Genomic DNA, 18855 nt, shown 5'->3' on the forward strand with positions numbered 1-18855 from the left:
AGACTTATTACAAATAGATCAACTAAATATGAGCATGATGGACATTTAACTTATTGAGTAATGCATTTAAATTTTCTATATCCACTGCTGTTAAGTTTTGACAACGTGCTTCTATTAAAGCAACGCGTACTTCATTGATTTGTCGTACTAATGCTTTAGCTTCATCCGTTAACGTTAAATCTTTACATCTTAAATCACGACTTGATTGTTTACTAGTAATATAACCCATATTACATAACTTCTTTATCCATCTCGATACAATGGATTGTTCTTTGTTAATTTTCATCGTAAGATCATATTGCGATAATACATCATAACTATATAAGATTCTTAACATTTCTAATTGCTCTGATGTTAAATCTGTACGCTGACCAAAGCGTCTACTTACCAAGTTTAAATCATTGCTTGTTAATGTGATTAATTGTTCTAGCTGTTTATACATGTTGTTTCATCTCCACTATTTAGTTGTTATCTATCTATATATTTAATTATTTTATTCTATAATATTATAATGTTATTCGGGTATATATACAATAAAAATCTACAATGTGACCTATTTCGTTGCATAACCCATTCATTTTATAATAAATTAGTAACAGTAGTATTTAATTTCTACAGAGTAAACAAAAGGAGAATCATGATGAATCAATTAAAAAACAGGGATTACTTCTTTGACAATGCAAGAGCGTTATTGATTTTCCTCGTCGTATTCGGTCATTTATTACAACCATATTCTGGTGAAAGTCGTTTTTTATCATCTTTATATCTGACAATATATAGCTTCCATATGCCTGGTTTTTTATTTATATCAGGATACTTTGCCAAAAAAGCTGGTGAAGGTAGATATATTGAAAAAGTATCAAAAAAACTATTAATTCCATACTTTATATTCTTTGCATTCTTTTCGATATATTACTTTTTAACTGGCAAAGAAGACAGTGTTAGTATGGATCCATTTGATCCAGTATTTGCATTATGGTTCTTGCTCACACTATTTTTCTTCCATGTTATTTTAGTAATAGTAAAGGAATATAAATCATACATTGTTTTACCGATAGCAATTATTGTATCTCTATTTGCCGGATACTCAGACGATATTGATACGTATTTGAGTTTTTCAAGAACAATTATGTTCTTCCCAATTTTCTATTTGGGCTACTTATTTAAATTTGAACATACTAAACTATTTAGAAATAAAAAATTCATACCAATAGCGTTACTTGTATTGGCTGGGTTCTTTACAATTTATTACCTTCACCCTATCAATTCTGATTGGTTACTCGGAGATTCACCATATATCTCTTTGGAAGGTAAGCAAGATTTATATAGTCCAGTTAAAAGATTGCTTTTATACTTTGTAATATTAATTACAATGTTTTCATTTTTAATATTAGTACCTAAAACAAAAAGATTCTTTACATACATAGGTAAAAGAACCATGTATATTTACTTACTACATGGTTTAGTTATAGGCGTTCTACGTGGATACAAAATATATCCATTTAAAGATGATATTTCAACACTTACTTATGTATATTTAGTCTTAGTTACAACACTTATAGTTTTTATATTATCTACGCGGTTTGTAACAAAATGGACGAACCCAATAATCAATTTACAATCCCCTTCTAACTTTAAGGGTTAATTTTAAAATACTGAATTGTAATTATTTCAAATATGTTATGATAGATATACTTTACAATGTATCGACAATCATACATATGATTACAATTCGGTATTTTTTCTTGAGGTGGAATATAAATGAAATTATCTTTAAATGAAAACTCAAAATTTTTAAAGGCACCAAGTATACGTCAATTCTCAAATCGCATGAAACATATCGATGATTGTATTAACTTAACCATTGGCCAACCTGACTTTCCAATGCCAAAAGTAGTTAAGGATGCCTATATTAATGCAATTAAAGAGAATAAGACGACTTATTCGCACAATAAAGGATTACTAGAAACTCGAACGAGTGTTAGTAAATATTTCGAACAACGTTATCATTTTACATATGATTCAGAGGAAATAATTATTACAAATGGTGCTAGTGAAGCTTTAGATACGGCATTAAGAAGCATTATAAATCAAGGGGATGAAATTTTAATTCCTGGTCCTGTATATGCTGGTTACATACCATTAATTCAAACTTTAGGCGGTATTCCGGTCTTTATTGATACTACGGAAAGTAGCTTCAAATTAACTCCAGAATTAATAGAATCACATATAACCCAAAATACAAAAGCCATTTTGCTAAATTATCCAACCAATCCAACTGGTGTCACATTAAGTTATAATGAAGTGGAAGCTTTAGCTCAGTCCTTACAAGACAAGGAAATATTTATAATTAGTGATGAAATTTATGCTGAAAATACATTTTCTGGAGAACATACATCATTTGCTCAATTCACCCAATTACGCGACCAATTATTATTAATTGGTGGCCTGAGTAAGTCACACTCAGCAACAGGTATTCGTATAGGCTTTTTAATTGGCCCAGAATATTTAATTGAAAAGCTAACATTTATGCACGCATATAATTGTATTTGTGCAAATGTGCCTGCTCAAATAGCATGCATTGCTGCTTTAAACGAAGGACTAGAAGCGCCACAATATATGAATGAAGCATATATTGAACGTCGTGACTATTTAATCGAACGTCTTGAAGCATTAGGCTTTGAATTAGACGCAAAACCTGAAGGCGCATTCTATATATTCCCTAGCATCAAGCAATTCACTGACAATGACTTTGATTTTTGTGTAGATGTCTTGGAAAAGGCACATGTTGCCATGGTTCCTGGATCTTCGTTTACTGATATTGGACAAGGCTATGTTCGTATCTCATATGCATATGAATTAGATGCGTTAAAAGAAGGTATGCGTAGATTAGAAAGTTATATTAATCAATATTACAAGTAATTATTTTTAAACAGCACAACATTTCAATAAATCAAAAAGACACCATGTTTACATTATTCGTAAATGTGGTGTCTTTAATATGTATATGCTTTTTAATAAATGCACGATCTGTTTATCTCTTTTCTATATTATAAATATTACGCTCTGCAAAGTTTCTTAACATGTCATGATACGCAAAAGACTCATCATCATTCATATTAAACTGACTAATTACATCTTCACTAATTTGGTTAAAATGTTCCTTTAATTCTATACCTTTATCAGTTAATTGTACCTTTACTCTACGTTCATCATCTTCATTTCTCATACGTTTGATCAATGATTTCTTCTCTAGTCTTTTAATTATAGGACTAATTGTACCTGAGTCTAGATATAATTCATCACATAATGTTTTAATATATATTGGTTTATCATTTTCAATATATAGTAATACAATGTAATTTGGAAAGCTAATATCATACTGCTTTAAATATCTATTAAAACGATTAACAACTTCTTTACTAGTTATATAAAACAGATAACACATTTCTTTTCGCATTTTATTATCTACAGTTGATGTCATTGTTCTCTCCTCAATCCTTTTATTATAATATTAATATATAGTTTAAATTTAGTCAAATATAATAATAAATAGGAAAAGAAGTTTATAAAACTCAATTTACACAAGCAATTCAATCCTACAAAGTCTAATTTAAGAAATTAATTAATATATTTTTGATATATCATAAAAAAAGATTAATCCAGTTATGGATTAATCTTTTTCAATATTATGGGAATTTAGGGAATTGATCGAAATCTGGATCGCGTTTTTCTTTAAAGGCATCTCTACCTTCTTTAGCTTCATCAGTTGTGTAGTATAGTAATGTTGCATCTCCAGCCATTTGTTGTAAACCTGCTAATCCATCTGTATCAGCATTCATTGCTGCTTTAAGGAATCTTAATGCAGTTGGAGAATGTTTCATGATATCTTGACACCATTTTACTGTTTCATCTTCAACATCTGCTAAAGGTACAACAGTATTTACAAGACCCATATCTAAGGCTTCTTGTGCATTATATTGGCGACATAAATACCAAATTTCACGCGCTTTTTTATGGCCAACGATTCGAGCTAAGTACCCAGAACCATACCCAGCATCAAATGACCCCACTTTTGGTCCAGTTTGACCAAAGATTGCATTGTCTGCAGCAATCGTTAAATCACAAACAACATTTAATACGTTACCGCCACCAATTGCGTAACCTCTTACCATTGCAATGACTGGTTTTGGTATAACACGTATTAATCTTTGTAAATCTAATACGTTTAAACGAGGAATTTGGTCGTCACCAACATAGCCACCATGGCCGCGCACTTTTTGGTCTCCACCTGAACAAAATGCTTTGTCACCTTCACCAGTTAAAATAATCACTGAAATACGTTGATCATCTCTAGCTCTAGAAAATGCATCCATCATTTCTTGTACAGTATTTGGTGTGAAGGCATTTCTTCTTTCAGGACGATTAATCGTAACCTTTGCAATACCTTCAAAAAATTCATATTTAATCTCTTTATATTCTTTTAATGTTTCCCACTGTCTAGTCATTTTGCTCCTCCTTATGAATAAAACCTAATACTATTTTATCAAATTCTTGCTGTTGTTCCACATGAACTGTATGACCACTCTTAGAAATATCATAGATATCACTCTGTGGAATCAATTGTTTCATAGACTCAGCTATCTTACAAAACTTTTTATCTAATTCACCAACTATTATACAAGTAGGTGTTGTAATTTGTGAAATCATTGGCCATAAATTTGGCATTACTCCTGTGCCATAATCTCGCAATGCTTTGGCTAAACGATTTGGGTCTTGGCTTAAACGCATCTTTCTAATACGTTTTTTTAGTTCCTTATCTAAATCATATTGTGTATAAAATAATGGTAACTTTTCCCAATCATTTACAAATATTTCCAATCCGGCAATATCCAGTACCTTGGCTCTAGCAAAATCAACTTGCTGACGTTCTGTTCTTGCTGCATCTTCTTGTAATCCTGATGAAGTACTTTCCAACAGTAATCCTTGAAGCTTAACTACACCATTTAAAGCATAATACAGTGCAATTCTGCCTCCCATTGAGTAACCGTGCAAATATATTTGATAATCTGTAAAATTTGCCAATGTATCATTTAATTCATTACAAATAAAGTCAAAATCCCACACTTTATCTTTATCAGATGCATCTTGACCATGTCCTGGTAAATCAACGGTCAAGATATTAACAGCTTCTGACATGGTCTCTAAATGCTCATCAAACGTACTCTGATCACTTATGAAGCCATGTAACATAATTAATAGCTTTTTCGAATCTTGTTGTGATTGATGAAATTTATAATGTAACATTGATAATATCACTCAACTTTTTATATAATTTTTGATGTTGTTCTAAATTATCCTGTCTATCCGTTATAATTTCATAAATATGTGCGCCAAAATTTGAGAGAGCAGCATATTTAAATGACTCTATACTTTCAAACCTTTCAAATGTAAAGTCATAAAGTAATGCCGTATGTTCAAAGTTTAGACCAGTTGGCGTTCCAAATAGACGTTCGAAATACTGATCAGCTGCATCCTTCTGAGGTAAATAAGAGAAGATGCCACCACCGTCATTATTTAATAAAATAATATTTAGACTTATATCATTTAACTTAGACATTAATAAGCCATTCATGTCATGATAAAATGCCAAATCACCTATTAAGAGTGTCGTCTTTTTATGGACTGCCATACCTAAAGCCGTTGATATCACACCATCTATACCGTTTGCTCCTCTATTAGCATAGATATTTGCTTCACAAGTCATAAATAAATTATCTATATCTCTAATAGGCATACTATTACTCACAAATAAAGCGTCTTCGTTAGTCAATTTATCTAATACATTTCCTACAAAGGCAGCCTCATCTGTTGCAGATTTAATGTAATCCTTAACCTCAACTTGAGCTTGCTTTTCAAGGGTTTGCCATTTTTCTAACCAACGCTTACGTTCGACTGTCGCTGTTTCAGACAATTGTCTAAAAAAGTCATTGGCTGACATTTCAAATGATATGCTAGGTGGAATAGGAAAAGCATCTGGAACATCATTATTTTGTACCAATATTTGAAATGCATCCGTTTGTTTCAACCATTGATTTAACTTTTTAGAAATCACAGGCTTGCCAACACGAATAATGAAATCCGGATCAACATCTAAACCTGATCTATACAACAAGTCATACGTTGTAACTACATTCGGATGATGTTCCTTTCTAAGTTGACTTAATGGATCAGCCAATATGGGCACATCATGAATAGTCGAATATGTTAGGACTTGTGTAACATCTTGATGTTGTGTATCACCGACAATAATCAAGCCTTTACGTTTTTGTACAATATTTAAAATGTTATCTAAACTAGTCGTTTTTTGATAATGCGGTAATTGTTTCGTTTCAGTTGTTAATAAATAATCTTTGTCTAAATCAGGTGTTAATGGCTCTCTAAATGGTAAGTTAAAATGAATTGGCCCTCGATGTGGTCCAAATAAATATTGACTTGCCTTCTGCATTTGAAATTGTATCGTTTGAATCATATGATTAGCAGTATCACCTGAATCCGCTATTGGTAAATCAAATTGATAGTTAACAAAGTTCTCAAACATATTCGTTTGATTAATAGCTTGAGGTGCCCCAATGCCTCTCAACTCATGAGGACGATCGCTCGTTAATACAATTAGTGGCAAATGGCTTAATTGGCTCTCTGAGACAGCTGCAGTATAGTTAGCAGCAGCACTCCCAGAAGTGCATAAAATCGCAACAGGTTTCTCACTACCCTTTATCAATCCAAGCGCAAAAAATGCCGCACTACGTTCATCTGGATGAACCCAAGACTTCATTAACGGATGCGCCTCAATTGCTATTGCTAGCGGTGTCGAGCGTGATCCAGGACTAATTACTACTTCTCGCACACCATATGCATATAATTCTGAAACAAAAGTAAATACTTGATCGGTTAAAGCTGCAATATGCTTACTCATAATCATCGACTCCTAAAGCCTTCATCATAGGATTAAATTTGACCGCTGTTTCTTCAACTTCACTATCGGCATCCGAATCAAATACAATACCGCAACCAGCATATAATGTAGCTTGGTTCTTTTTAATAAGCATCGAACGAATCGCGACAATAAATTCACAGTTATCATACATATCAATATAACCAGCTGGTGCGCCATACAAACCTCGTGTACCGAATTCATTTTGTTCAATATACTCAATGGCTTCTTTCTTTGGAAAGCCACCTAACGCAGGGGTTGGATGCAAACTATCCAACAAACCAATATACGACTCATCAATTAATTGTCCCTTGATTTTTGTATATAAATGATACAAATGATCATTAGTTAAAATTTGTGGTTCTTTATTAAATTCAATATGTTCAACATATGGTTTAATATCATGCAATATACTTTCAACAACAAAACGATGTTCATTTAAGTTCTTTTCATCATTTAAGAATGCATCAATATTTGCTTTATCGATTGCATCTTCATGCGTGCGCTTAATCGTCCCTGCAACAGCTTTAGTTGATAATACATCGTCATTCACTTCCATTAATTGTTCTGGAGTTTGTGAGAAAAATACACTTCCTTGTGATTCCAGAACAAATAAATAGCTATTTCGTTCACCTTGTATTGCTTGTTTTAATATATAGGGGATGTTTATATCTTTATCAAATTGAATCATTCGCTTACGCGCAAGTACAATTTTTTTATTTTCGTCTAAAATATCGATTGTATCTTTAACTAAATCACGCCACTCATCTTTATATATATCTTCGATGCGTTTAATCTCTCCACGTTCAAAATCTGGTGAAATATTCGGTTGAGTTAATTTCTCAATAATTGCTAAAAATGTTTCAATTTCAAATTTATCTGTCTCAACAGTATAAGTGATATATGATTTCCCGTGTTCCATTGTTACCAACACTTCAGGTAAAATAAAGTGATTGATACCAAATTCACGCCATTCATCTCCCGATTTATGAGAAGAAAATTGAAATCCTCCACATATCTTAAGATGATGCTTTGTAGAACTCGGATGTATTAAAGCAATGTCATTTTTATATTTTTCCCATTCTCTGAAAATAGACTGTTTATTTTCAAAGTCATTTTTAAACCTCTTAATAGCATGATAGCCAAAGAATGAAGTTTCGTTGTCATTTTTTCTAAAATAAAAACGGTCACCTGCACTATCTTCTGTTATATGAAATAATTCAGTCGGGTCTAATTCATAGTCCAATGTTGCTTCAACTGAAACCCAAGTATGCTTACTCTCATATACCGCTTCGACAATTTCACTTTCCTTGACGTCCAATGTCATCTATTTCACTTCTTTCATTTATCAGTTTTCACTCATTATAATATTGTACCACTTTTCACAATGTGTGTACGGATATGAGCTTAATTCGTTTGTACTAATTTTACGTTATTTGACCTAAATAACATCTTCTATTAAAATTGATTTGATAAAATATTATTAATTTAAAGGATAAGAGGTATTTACACTATGGCATCTCAATATCAACAATATTCAACTGTCAAAAAATATTGGCACTTGATGAGACCACATACATTAACAGCAGCTGTCGTTCCAGTGCTCGTAGGTACTGCTACTGCAAAGATTTTCTTATTAGGCAGCGAAGACCATCTCAGCCTTAGTCTATTCTTAGCGATGTTACTTGCTTGTTTATTAATTCAAGCGGCAACTAATATGTTTAATGAATACTATGATTTCAAAAAAGGGCTAGACGATCATACTTCCGTGGGAATCGGTGGTGCGATTGTACGCAACGGAATGACGCCAAAGCGTGTAATGAATTTAGCTATTGCATTTTATATCATTGCCGCATTACTAGGTATATTCATTGCAATGAATAGTTCATTCTGGTTATTACCTATTGGTCTCGTTTGTATGGCCGTTGGTTATTTATATACGGGTGGACCATTCCCTATTTCATGGACTCCATTCGGCGAACTATTTTCTGGTGTGTTTATGGGTATGTTTATTATTTTAATTTCATTCTTTATTCAAACAGAAAATATTCAGAGTTTAGCGATTTGGATCAGTATTCCAATTGTTATAACGATTGGTTTAATTAATATGGCCAATAATATCCGAGATCGTGTTAAAGACAAAGAAAGCGGTCGTAAAACGTTACCTATTCTTTTAGGCAAACGCTTCTCGATTTATTTCTTAGCATTTATGTATATCGTCGCATATGTTCTAGTAATCTATATAACATTTTTCAAACCTGGTGGCTCTATTTTCTTCTTATTAGCGTTGCTTTCATTCCCTTTACCAATAAAGGCTGTTCGACGTTTCAAAAAATATGACACGCCAGAATCAATGATGCCTGCAATGGCAGCAACAGGTAAAACCAACACATTTTTCGGTGTTTTATATGCACTAGGTATTTATATCAGCGCATTACTGGGTGGTATTTAATTTTAGAGTTCCATCTCACTTAACTCATAATACAAGCGATACAACAACTTAATACGAGTTATTTAGCAGTCGGTACCTTTAGTCAATAGGCCGGCTGCTTTTATATTATTGCGTATAAATCATATGGTGATGCATATGACCATACAAGTCTATTTGACGCTCACTTGCAAAACCCAACTTACTATATACACTCAAAGCAATAGAATTATTTAAATCACAATTTAAACTCCATTTTTGGTCAGGTGCTGTATTGATTACATGTTTAATCAATTGTGTAGCAACTCCTTGACCTCTGTATTCTGCAAATGTTGCCACTGTTTCAATGTACCACTCATCATCGCTTGCTTCTTTAGTTGGCATTGGCGTCCCCAAACGTGAGACATCTTCATCCAATTCTAGCTCGAGCCAAGCATTTTCATATGCTAATTCCTTATCACCTGGATAAGCAATTAAACATCCTGCAACTGCTCCATCTATTTCATAAACCCAAATATTGTCTATATGTCCCCTATAAGGTACCTCAATCATACTGCGCTCTATAATTTGCAACAAACGCTCCTTTTGCACATGACGTACCAACGGAATTTCTAGTTCTTCCCATATGATATAACATAATTGCGCTAACTGTTGTCTATCTTTAGGTTGTGCCTTTCTAATCATAATTGCTCTCCTCATTTACACATTTAATCACCTATTATTATATCTGAAATTATTTTAAAATTCGAAGTTCTTACTTACAATGTCACTAATTTTCACACTTAATAGTTTTTAATTGTTGTTTATACTAATTTATAAGATAATTTATTTATTATTATTCAAAGAGAGGTAAGAGATCGTGAAAGTTAACAAAGTGATATATGTTGTATTATGCTTCTTTCTTGGCTGGATAGGCGTTCACAAATTTTATTCCAATCAATTGTTACAAGGTATGCTCCATTTAGTGTTCTTTTGGACAGGGATTCCATATATTATCGCAATTATAAGTGGGATTATTACTATATTTTTCAAAAAAGCTGATGATAATGGCTTAATTTCATTTGAAAAATAAATCATAATATACTAGTTAAAATAACAAAAAACGGGTATGTACTTTTATATATAACATTTTGAATAAATTGCATAATTGTTAAGGGGGTACTACCTATGGGAAATATTATCAAACGTGTATTTAGAGCTATTGCTGTAAGTTATATAGTAAAGGCGATAAAGAATTTAATAAGTAAAAAATAAACCAACCATTATATATCATAAATCATAAAAACACCGAGTGAGGCACTATAAATGTCTCATCCGGTGTTTTGTATTTTTATATATATGCAACTAACTAATTAATAAGTAAACACACATTTAAGTTAAAAAGATAGCTAATTTTAATTTAAAATGCAATTTGAACACTATACTAACTATTTTCTAATTTGAATTGTTGAATTCTATCTCCTATTTCATCACGTACGCTTTGAAATTTTGTCCAATCCTGTCCAGCTGGATCATCAAATCCCCAATGTTGCTTAGTCACATGCTTAGGTAATACAGGACAATTGTTATCAGCATCACTGCATAACGTAACAACTAAATCAGCCTGGTTCAATATTTCACTATCAATTAAATCCGAGGTATGATTTGAAATATCGATACCTACCTCTAACATAGCTTCTACTGCTTTCGGATTAACACCATGTGTCTCAATTCCTGCAGAATAAACATTCCAATTATCACCTAAAATTTTATGTGCCCATCCTTCTGCCATTTGACTTCTACAAGCATTACCTGTACATATAAAATAGATCGTTTTCTTATTCATTTTATTTCTCCTTTAAAATATAATAAGTGTTAAATATAATCCTAATAACGTAAAAAACAACACTGGGATTGTTATTACAATACCTGTTTTAAAATATGTTCCCCAAGATATTTTGACACCTTTTTGTGATAATACATGTAACCAAAGCAATGTAGCCAAAGAACCAATAGGCGTAATCTTTGGACCTAAGTCAGAACCAATGACATTTGCATATATCATGCCATCCTTTAACACTCCTGTTACATTTGATTGCCCTATCGCAATAGCATCAATCAGTACCGTTGGCAAATTATTCATAACAGATGAAAGTATTGCAGAAATAAAGCCCATTCCCATTACACTACCAAATAAGCCATAATGAGCAATATCATTTAACAAACTACTTAATAACGTTGTTATGCCAACATTTTTCAAACCATATACTACTAAATACATTCCTACTGAAAAAACAACGATATTCCAAGGTGCTCCCTTAATTACCGTCGCAGTATTCACTGCAGCTGAACGTCTGGCTAATAATATAAATAATAAAGCACACACACCAGCTATAATTGAAACTGGTATTTGAATAAATTCACTTATTAAATAACCAATCAATAATATAATCAGGACAACCCATGAAAATTTAAATAATTTCATATCTTTTATTACCGTTACAGGTTCTGCAATATGTTTCGTTTCAAATGAATTTGGAATTGATTTGTTAAAATATAACCACAGAACGATGATACTTGCTATCAATGCAAAGCAATTTGGGATTATCATTCGTGCCATGTATTCCACAAAACCAATATCAAAATAATCCGCCGATACTATATTCACTAAATTACTAACTATCAGTGGTAACGATGTAGTATCTGCTATGAAACCACTTGCGATAATAAATGGGAAAATAACTTTTTTATTAAAACCTAGTGTCCGAACCATTGCTAACACAATCGGTGTTAATATCAACGCTGCCCCATCATTAGCGAAAAATGCTGCGACGACCGCCCCTAATACCATTATATAAATAAACATCTTTAGACCATTACCATTCGATGCCCGGACCATATGTAATGCTGCCCATTCAAAGAAACCTATTTCATCAAGTATTAGAGAAATTAATATTACTGCGACAAAAGTTAACGTCGCATTCCAAACAATTCCAGTCACCTCAAATACATCTGAGAAACTCACTACACCTGTTATAATGGCAATTATTGCACCGATCATCGCCGTAATACCAATATCTAACCCTTTAGGTTGCCAAATTACAAAAAATAAAGTCACTAAAAACAAGACAATTGCAAACACAGTCATGAACTACACTCACCTTTATCGATATCATTACAAATACAACGTACATGATTCGTGTTTATATTATCCAAATGCTCAGTCACTTCAGTCATCAACTTATGATTTAATTGATACATCCGTTTATTGCCTAGTTTACGCATTGTTATTAGTTCAGAATCTAATAACGCCTTCATATGATGACTCAATGTAGGTTGAGAAAATTGAAAATGCCCTAATAAATCATGTGCACAAAGCTCATCACATGATAATAAATCTAATATCTCGAGTCTATTTGGATCTGCTAATACCTTTAACAGCCTTGCAATTTTTTGATATGCCAATCATAGCACCTCCATACTTCTATATAGATTATCATCTATATAGATATCTGTCTATATACTTTTTAAATTAATAGATCACTAGAACTGATATTAAAATTATTTTTAATAAAAAAGTCACCTAATTATTATATTTCTTAATTTTATGGGTAATGTATTTTAACAACATTAAATTGTGATTCAAATTCAATAACTGCTTGATTTATATAAGTAACTTTATTAATTAACAGATAGATTATGGTATCAATGCAAATAGCTATTATTCACAATTATAGGAGTGACACGATGAAAGGAATATTTACATACATTCTGATATTCGTAATAACTTGTTGGATGTTTATCAGCTTGTTAATCAATCATCAACGACAACAAATTGATTTTATAGCTGTAGGTGATAATTTAATACATCCAGTTGTCTATCAAGATGCTAATAACGGAAAAGATTCATATAATTTCCAAAAAATGTACCGACCTATTGCTCCTTACATACAAGACAAAGACCTTGCATATATTAATCAAGAATCACCTCTAGGTGGTGATGATCGCCCATTTTCAGGTTTTAAAAGATTTAATACCCCTTCTGTAGTCGCAAAAGCTGTAATTGATACTGGATTTAATCTCATTAATGGTTCAAACAACCATTCCTTAGATCAAGGCACTAGTGGTATCAATAACAGTTTATCAACATGGCATAAATACCAAGATAAAGCACTATTCACTGGTATGTTTAAAAGTAAGGACGATTATAATAAAACACCTACCATAAACATCAAAAATACTAAAGTATCCATGTTAAGTTATACATTTGGCACAAATAATTTAACACCCAAATTGCCCTATCAAATAAAATATATTAACAAGAAACAAATCAAAAGAGATATAAAAAAAGCAAAACAACATAGTGATTTTATTGTCATTTCTATGCATTGGGGTAAGGAAGGCAGCCACAAGCCAAGTAAAAAACAAAAGGAATATGCTAAATTCTTAGCCAAACAAAATGTCGACGTCGTTATAGGTATGCATCCACATGTAATACAACCTGTTGAATGGGTTAAAGGTACCCAAAACCATAAGACATTAGTCGCTTATTCTCTCGGCAACTTTTTAAATGGCCAAGAAACAGGGACTGAAAGTAATCATTTAGGAGGCAGTATTCAATTTAAAATTGCAAATAATCATAACGACACTAAAATCTCCGACGTAAAATGGCGCTCAATCGTTAATCATTATGAAATGACTGCTCCATATAATGATGACAGTAGGCATCACTTCAAAGTTTATATGTTAAATGATTATCCTAATAAATTAGCTAATCAACATGGTTTGCAATATCAAAGAAATGCTAATATGTCTAAATCACAATTACAACAAATTACGACAAATGTTATTGATAAACGTTTTTTAGACAATAGCAGCTATTAGCATTATGAACGTATTGTTAGTGTAAAGGTTAATTATCTCTATTAACGATATTTATCCAAACACAACAAAAAACCCGTTAAATCAACGTTTAATTACGTCAACTTAACGGGAATTATCTATCTTACGGAAACGGAGGACTTTTCCAAACGCCTATTTTATAGCGTTTAAACGATTTTGTTGTCCGTTTATCGTCCGCTTATTAAAACACCCACCCATTCATTTAGGTGGTTTTTATAAATAGAATGCTATAGAATTAAAAACAACATTATATATCACACTTTTAATTATATATTCAAAACCATTTTGTTTATAATGCAATATTTAAATTTATGTTATAAATATAAAAGGAGTGATTTTTTCGTGAAATATAAATATTCAAGTAATAAAGGGTTGAAATACCCTAAAACAAAAAAATGTTTTGATATTCTGGTGGTAATTGGATTATTGTTACTTTTAATCAAGTTTGGTTTGTTTGTTTATGTCAAAATAAGTGGCAATGAAATAGGATTCCTAAATAGTGACGTCATTTATTCTTTACTTCCATTATTAATTATGATTATAGGAGTGGCAGGCTCGGAAGTGTTAACCAGAAAATCTAAATAGCAAAAACCCACCTATTCATTTAGGTGGGTTTTTGCGTATTCTTGGAATGCAAATAAATTGCTTTATTGTAATTTTACACTTATAGTTAAATGTAATCCTTTTAATTATATATAAACCCCTCACCTAATAATATACATATCTTTATTAAAGGAGGGCCAGATTATGTTTAAAATTGAATATTCGTCAAAGAAAGAGCTTTTAGAAGATATAGATATAATGTTAGAACTAACAGAAATAGCTATGAAAGAGAAAAATTTCAGCAAAGCTTTAATTTTAAAAGGCAAGTTATTTGATAGATTAATATATATTGATAACTTAGATTATAAAAATATGGGCGCTAGTTATTTTAAACAATACTGCATAACTATAAATAGAGCTATAGATAAATCAGGCTTAAAATGGCAAGAATACTCCAAAGATCCTTATGAACATTATATATATAAATTAGATGAAATTAGAATTGAATTAGATTACCATATTTCCTTTTCATAAAAATAATACCTCAAATTCATTTAGCTAATATTTCATATCATCGGATAAAATTTTAAATTTTTATTATAACACTCGAAAAATTAATAAAGATGCTTCTTGTTTTATATAAAGGGGAGATTGTATGAACTTTTTAGCAATTCTTATTATATGTGGAATTATAGGCGGCTTAGTAGGGAAAATTTTAAATTATGAAGTTCCTGATAGTGTGGCAGGTTGCATTATTGCAAGTTGCATAGGCGCTGCACTTGGATATGAGTTTTTACCTCGTTTTGGACCAAGTGTCTTAGGCATAGCCATATCACCTGCATTAGTTGGATCTATCATTTGCATTACTATTATTTCATTAATATTGATTTTTCGTAAAAAAAAGAAAGAGAAGCATCATTCTAAATAAAAAATTAAGGAAGTTGGTATAAAATGAGCCTAGAAAAATGTAGAAAAGAAATAGGATTAAATACATTCGAATTATCGAAACGTTTAAAGTCTATTTATAAAGATACAGATTTAACTTCGGATAAAATTAAAAAAATTGAAAACAACGAAACTAAAGGGACTAAAGAAAACAATCAAGATTTATCAGAATTTTTCAATACTTCTAAGAAAAATATTTGAAAATGCAATAAAATACACCCGCCAAATTGACGGGTGTCCTCTTCTAAACCGTAATCTTAAGAGTAGCCAACATTGTTACTTACCTAAAAAGGCTTGGTAACTATTGATAAGTTTTTTGTATACACGGAATTTGTATGGTTCCCCTAACCGTAGTCCTGAGATATGAGCTTTTTGTAAGGTTAAGCTTAGGTTTTTGCTAGCACGGAATTTAAAATTTGATTTCTATGTACACTTCCCAATTATAGGGCAGCTTCAAATAAATCAAAAACTAATTATAACTCTCTTTCACTATTAGTTAACATATTCCCCTTCTAAATAATTTCAAACTAATAATTAAAAGAAGTAGGCACAGAAATTGCGCCCACCCCTCGAGATGATATAGAATGCCCATACTAAAATTAAGGGGCAAGCTCATGGATTAGTAGCCTGCCCCCATAACACACAGCATGGAAACTGATTTTGTACCAATTAAGTCTTGGGGAAAATTGGTACATTTACACTATAACACTATTATATAAAAAGTACATTAAATATCACTTATAGATTTTAATTATTAAAAAACCACCCAGTAACATGTATGGGTGGTAAAAATACTCTTAGATATGTATTAACTTTCTATTTAGGTTGAACGCTTTGTATACCGTCATATATTTCTTTGATTTTATAGTCTTCTGCATTACCAACGCCATTATTTATATTCTGCATTGCAGTGGATATAACACCATCATAAATAACTTTTTGGTCATCAGGTAAATCTTGACGTGGTACGCTCATAAGAGCATAGGCTTTTTGAGTGTCATGTAAATTATTAACACGGCCTGGTTTCCCATTATTTACAACACCATTTTGTTGTGTACTCTCATTATCATCAGTATTTTCAGTAGATTGTGCAACATTATCATCATTATTTTGATATGATTCTTCTTGTGATTGTTGTACATCTTTAGAACTCTGTGAATCACTTTGTGTGTGGTCATTAAAGTAAAGATCATATGCGAAATATCCTGCAAAACATGCTAAGCCTATAAATATAAGTGTAAATATTGTCCCAAAAAATATTTTCATGATTTTTATTCCTTTCACTTTTATCATCTTAATATTACTAGAAACATATACTTTACTCAATACAGTTTTGTATCGAGTATTGAAGTGATTGGAGTTTAATTTTAAATAAAAAACAACCGCTGTTACACGGTTGCATAATAGACTTCATCATCAATACAGAGAACTATTTATAATTTACCAAATACTTCATATTTTAAACATAAAAATAACCATGCCTTCCCAAGCATGGTTAAAAAAACAAAATTATTATCGTTAGAGATTAGAAAGTGTGTAGTAATTATATATCCTTATACCTTGAAAATAAACATTAAAACAGCCAAATTAATGGCTGCTCAGGGAAAAATCTCATGTCATGGGAGTTGAGTTATAAAATAACTCGCATGACATATACCTTTTTAAATAGCATTTAAACATAAAAAAACAGCCAAATTAATGGCTGCTATAAAGGCTTATCATCATGAAAATTATTGTATAAGGAATTGCCATTACCAGGCTACTTATATATAACCACTTTCATTATATTTAAACATAAAAAAGCAACCAAATTAATGGCTGCTAAAGGCGATCAATCACTATAAAGTATTAAGTAGGGAAGAAATGGGTCTGACTTCCCTATTAGTATATAACCACTTTCATAATACTTAAACATAAGAAAACAGGCACATTATATGCACCTGTTTAGAGGAGTGTATTTTATAATAACAGAATTCAATTAGCTATTTAGTTACTACCCTAAATATTTTAATTAAAACATAAAAAAACAGTCGAATTAACGGCTGCTTCTCATCCTTTATATTAAGGATGACCATGTCAATTTTAAAAGAAAACAAGTATATGTGACTAAAACTTCTCCCACACAAAATGTATATTATCATATTTACCGCAATTTTAAAACGGACATAAATAATAGTTCTAGCCAAATAAAAAAGCAGATACTTTAAGTACCTTCTTTTAAGTGTATATATAATGATCATTTAACAAGTAATCTTATGAATAAGATAGACAGACATTGTATAAGTAAATGAAAAATTTTAAATTAAAATGCGCTATAGACTTGAGTCGTAAAGTATAATAAATTTAATATATATCAAACAGTTATCTGTTTAATATTTTATATTTACATACACTAAAAAGGAGATACATAATAATGAAAAACTTTTTTCTTGCGATAGTTACGCTATTGTTAATTGCACTTTTAGGAACTGCGATATACATTTATAATAATCCTAAAACTGTGCCAAAAATAACTGGGGAAAAAAAGCAAGTTGAGAAGCGAGATTCTAATGATGAAGAAACTACGCACAATACAGATACAAACTCTAATAATACAAACGAGGAAGGATACAATAAAGCAAAGTCAATAAGTGAGATGACCCAAGATGAATACGATAGCTATTTACTTACTCAAACTAGAAGTTATTTAACTAAAGAACAACAAGACCGATATGATTATTTAATGGACAAGTATGGCATTACACCTGGTGATAATGCTTATCACCAACAACACAAAGCTCCTACTCATTCAACTGAAGACCAAAATGTATCAGGCAATAACTCTGAAACCAAATTAAACAAAACGAAAGACAATGAGAAGATAGAGAATAACAATCCGGCAGATCAGCAACAAGTGCAGCAAGCACCTAGACAAGAAATACAGCAAAAATTAGAGGTACCACAAACTCAAAAATCGCAGCAAGATAATAGTCCTAATAAACAAGAAGTAAAAGAAAAAAACGAAGAATAATAGACCTAGATTAATTTCTAGGTCTTTTTATGTATAAAAATAACCGCACTTTCC

General features: G+C 31.3%; 21 protein-coding genes. 10 read left to right on the plus strand and 11 right to left on the minus strand.

The window, feature by feature from the left end; all coding sequences use genetic code 11:
- Window positions 1-22: 22 nt before the first annotated feature.
- Window positions 23-442: a MarR family transcriptional regulator gene (locus JN168_RS08935; RefSeq protein ID WP_042739857.1), complete on the minus strand. Its 420-nt coding sequence runs from the start codon at window positions 440-442 to the stop codon at window positions 23-25.
- Window positions 443-640: 198 nt separating this feature from the next.
- Here JN168_RS08935 and JN168_RS08940 point away from each other — a divergent pair, with 198 nt between their 5' ends.
- On the plus strand, window positions 641-1645 hold the full coding sequence (locus JN168_RS08940) for an acyltransferase family protein (RefSeq protein ID WP_042739856.1): 1005 nt from the start codon (window positions 641-643) through the stop codon (window positions 1643-1645).
- Between the two features lie 116 nt (window positions 1646-1761).
- Window positions 1762-2922 carry an aminotransferase class I/II-fold pyridoxal phosphate-dependent enzyme gene (locus JN168_RS08945; RefSeq protein ID WP_229367104.1) on the plus strand — a complete coding sequence of 387 codons (1161 nt, stop codon included), beginning with the start codon at window positions 1762-1764 and terminating at the stop codon, window positions 2920-2922.
- A gap of 112 nt (window positions 2923-3034) precedes the next feature.
- On the opposite strand, the gene JN168_RS08950 is transcribed toward JN168_RS08945, so the two are convergent.
- The 5 genes from JN168_RS08950 to JN168_RS08970 all read right to left on the minus strand — a co-directional run bounded on the left by JN168_RS08950 (window position 3035) and on the right by JN168_RS08970 (window position 8321).
- On the minus strand, window positions 3035-3484 hold the full coding sequence (locus JN168_RS08950; RefSeq protein ID WP_042739854.1) for a MarR family winged helix-turn-helix transcriptional regulator: 450 nt from the start codon (window positions 3482-3484) through the stop codon (window positions 3035-3037).
- A 205-nt stretch (window positions 3485-3689) separates the two neighbouring features.
- The gene (gene menB / locus JN168_RS08955; RefSeq protein WP_042739853.1) at window positions 3690-4508 is read right to left on the minus strand and encodes a 1,4-dihydroxy-2-naphthoyl-CoA synthase; all 819 of its coding nucleotides are present in this window, start codon (window positions 4506-4508) and stop codon (window positions 3690-3692) included.
- Window positions 4501-5307, minus strand: a complete 807-nt coding sequence (gene menH, locus JN168_RS08960) for a 2-succinyl-6-hydroxy-2,4-cyclohexadiene-1-carboxylate synthase (protein WP_279525788.1) — start codon at window positions 5305-5307, stop codon at window positions 4501-4503. The genes menB and menH overlap by 8 nt, the downstream gene beginning before the upstream one ends.
- On the minus strand, window positions 5294-6976 hold the full coding sequence (gene menD, locus JN168_RS08965; protein ID WP_229367103.1) for a 2-succinyl-5-enolpyruvyl-6-hydroxy-3-cyclohexene-1-carboxylic-acid synthase: 1683 nt from the start codon (window positions 6974-6976) through the stop codon (window positions 5294-5296). The genes menH and menD overlap by 14 nt, the downstream gene beginning before the upstream one ends.
- Window positions 6969-8321, minus strand: coding sequence for an isochorismate synthase (locus tag JN168_RS08970; RefSeq protein WP_042739850.1), 1353 nt, complete (start codon window positions 8319-8321; stop codon window positions 6969-6971). Before JN168_RS08970 ends, menD begins: the two co-directional genes overlap by 8 nt.
- Before the next feature lie 186 nt (window positions 8322-8507).
- Here JN168_RS08970 and JN168_RS08975 point away from each other — a divergent pair, with 186 nt between their 5' ends.
- Window positions 8508-9446 carry a 1,4-dihydroxy-2-naphthoate polyprenyltransferase gene (locus JN168_RS08975; protein ID WP_042739849.1) on the plus strand — a complete coding sequence of 313 codons (939 nt, stop codon included), beginning with the start codon at window positions 8508-8510 and terminating at the stop codon, window positions 9444-9446.
- Between the two features lie 105 nt (window positions 9447-9551).
- Here the strand turns inward: JN168_RS08975 and JN168_RS08980 are convergent, their stop codons facing one another.
- Entirely contained in the window at window positions 9552-10106 is a 555-nt protein-coding gene (locus JN168_RS08980) for a GNAT family N-acetyltransferase (protein ID WP_042739848.1), read from the minus strand.
- A gap of 175 nt (window positions 10107-10281) precedes the next feature.
- On the opposite strand from JN168_RS08980, the gene JN168_RS08985 reads away from it, so the two are divergent.
- A complete protein-coding gene (locus JN168_RS08985; RefSeq protein WP_042739847.1) occupies window positions 10282-10494 on the plus strand; it encodes a TM2 domain-containing protein in 213 nt (70 codons plus the stop codon).
- A 351-nt stretch (window positions 10495-10845) separates the two neighbouring features.
- On the opposite strand, the gene arsC is transcribed toward JN168_RS08985, so the two are convergent.
- The 3 genes from arsC to JN168_RS09000 are packed head-to-tail and all read right to left on the minus strand — an operon-like array spanning window position 10846 to window position 12866.
- Entirely contained in the window at window positions 10846-11247 is a 402-nt protein-coding gene (gene arsC, locus JN168_RS08990) for an arsenate reductase (thioredoxin) (protein ID WP_107527811.1), read from the minus strand.
- 12 nt (window positions 11248-11259) lie between these two features.
- Window positions 11260-12549 (minus strand): arsenite efflux transporter membrane subunit ArsB, encoded by a 1290-nt coding sequence (arsB, locus tag JN168_RS08995; protein WP_042739845.1) that lies wholly within the window; start codon window positions 12547-12549, stop codon window positions 11260-11262.
- Window positions 12546-12866, minus strand: a complete 321-nt coding sequence (locus tag JN168_RS09000; RefSeq protein ID WP_042739844.1) for an ArsR/SmtB family transcription factor — start codon at window positions 12864-12866, stop codon at window positions 12546-12548. Before JN168_RS09000 ends, arsB begins: the two co-directional genes overlap by 4 nt.
- Before the next feature lie 282 nt (window positions 12867-13148).
- Here JN168_RS09000 and JN168_RS09005 point away from each other — a divergent pair, with 282 nt between their 5' ends.
- The 5 genes from JN168_RS09005 (at window position 13149) to JN168_RS09025 (ending at window position 15992) form a co-directional block, all read left to right on the plus strand.
- On the plus strand, window positions 13149-14285 hold the full coding sequence (locus JN168_RS09005) for a CapA family protein (protein WP_082039225.1): 1137 nt from the start codon (window positions 13149-13151) through the stop codon (window positions 14283-14285).
- A gap of 360 nt (window positions 14286-14645) precedes the next feature.
- A complete protein-coding gene (locus JN168_RS09010) occupies window positions 14646-14888 on the plus strand; it encodes a hypothetical protein (RefSeq protein WP_279525789.1) in 243 nt (80 codons plus the stop codon).
- Window positions 14889-15050: 162 nt separating this feature from the next.
- Window positions 15051-15380: a hypothetical protein gene (locus JN168_RS09015; protein ID WP_279525790.1), complete on the plus strand. Its 330-nt coding sequence runs from the start codon at window positions 15051-15053 to the stop codon at window positions 15378-15380.
- 121 nt (window positions 15381-15501) lie between these two features.
- Entirely contained in the window at window positions 15502-15774 is a 273-nt protein-coding gene (locus JN168_RS09020; protein WP_279525791.1) for a GlsB/YeaQ/YmgE family stress response membrane protein, read from the plus strand.
- Window positions 15775-15797: 23 nt separating this feature from the next.
- The gene (locus tag JN168_RS09025) at window positions 15798-15992 is read left to right on the plus strand and encodes a hypothetical protein (protein ID WP_279525792.1); all 195 of its coding nucleotides are present in this window, start codon (window positions 15798-15800) and stop codon (window positions 15990-15992) included.
- A 615-nt stretch (window positions 15993-16607) separates the two neighbouring features.
- On the opposite strand, the gene JN168_RS09030 is transcribed toward JN168_RS09025, so the two are convergent.
- Window positions 16608-17057 (minus strand): hypothetical protein, encoded by a 450-nt coding sequence (locus JN168_RS09030; RefSeq protein WP_279525793.1) that lies wholly within the window; start codon window positions 17055-17057, stop codon window positions 16608-16610.
- A 1147-nt stretch (window positions 17058-18204) separates the two neighbouring features.
- Between JN168_RS09030 and JN168_RS09035 the strand changes: the two genes are divergently transcribed.
- Window positions 18205-18801: a hypothetical protein gene (locus tag JN168_RS09035; RefSeq protein WP_279525794.1), complete on the plus strand. Its 597-nt coding sequence runs from the start codon at window positions 18205-18207 to the stop codon at window positions 18799-18801.
- Window positions 18802-18855: the final 54 nt, after the last annotated feature.

This window comes from Staphylococcus gallinarum (assembly GCF_029774255.1).
GTDB classification, from domain to species: domain Bacteria; phylum Bacillota; class Bacilli; order Staphylococcales; family Staphylococcaceae; genus Staphylococcus; species Staphylococcus gallinarum.

Coding starts and splice junctions, on each gene's coding strand:
- JN168_RS08945 (WP_229367104.1), top strand. CDS start 1,762: ATGAAATTATCTTTAAATGAAAACTCAAAATTTTTAAAGGCACCAAGT.
- JN168_RS08950 (WP_042739854.1), bottom strand. CDS start 3,484: ATGACATCAACTGTAGATAATAAAATGCGAAAAGAAATGTGTTATCTG.
- JN168_RS09025 (WP_279525792.1), top strand. CDS start 15,798: ATGAGCCTAGAAAAATGTAGAAAAGAAATAGGATTAAATACATTCGAA.
- JN168_RS08970 (WP_042739850.1), bottom strand. CDS start 8,321: ATGACATTGGACGTCAAGGAAAGTGAAATTGTCGAAGCGGTATATGAG.
- arsB (WP_042739845.1), bottom strand. CDS start 12,549: ATGACTGTGTTTGCAATTGTCTTGTTTTTAGTGACTTTATTTTTTGTA.
- arsC (WP_107527811.1), bottom strand. CDS start 11,247: ATGAATAAGAAAACGATCTATTTTATATGTACAGGTAATGCTTGTAGA.
- JN168_RS09015 (WP_279525790.1), top strand. CDS start 15,051: ATGTTTAAAATTGAATATTCGTCAAAGAAAGAGCTTTTAGAAGATATA.
- JN168_RS09020 (WP_279525791.1), top strand. CDS start 15,502: ATGAACTTTTTAGCAATTCTTATTATATGTGGAATTATAGGCGGCTTA.
- JN168_RS08940 (WP_042739856.1), top strand. CDS start 641: ATGAATCAATTAAAAAACAGGGATTACTTCTTTGACAATGCAAGAGCG.
- menD (WP_229367103.1), bottom strand. CDS start 6,976: ATGAGTAAGCATATTGCAGCTTTAACCGATCAAGTATTTACTTTTGTT.
- JN168_RS09030 (WP_279525793.1), bottom strand. CDS start 17,057: ATGAAAATATTTTTTGGGACAATATTTACACTTATATTTATAGGCTTA.
- JN168_RS08935 (WP_042739857.1), bottom strand. CDS start 442: ATGTATAAACAGCTAGAACAATTAATCACATTAACAAGCAATGATTTA.
- JN168_RS08980 (WP_042739848.1), bottom strand. CDS start 10,106: ATGATTAGAAAGGCACAACCTAAAGATAGACAACAGTTAGCGCAATTA.
- menB (WP_042739853.1), bottom strand. CDS start 4,508: ATGACTAGACAGTGGGAAACATTAAAAGAATATAAAGAGATTAAATAT.
- JN168_RS09005 (WP_082039225.1), top strand. CDS start 13,149: ATGAAAGGAATATTTACATACATTCTGATATTCGTAATAACTTGTTGG.
- JN168_RS09035 (WP_279525794.1), top strand. CDS start 18,205: ATGAAAAACTTTTTTCTTGCGATAGTTACGCTATTGTTAATTGCACTT.
- menH (WP_279525788.1), bottom strand. CDS start 5,307: ATGTTACATTATAAATTTCATCAATCACAACAAGATTCGAAAAAGCTA.
- JN168_RS08975 (WP_042739849.1), top strand. CDS start 8,508: ATGGCATCTCAATATCAACAATATTCAACTGTCAAAAAATATTGGCAC.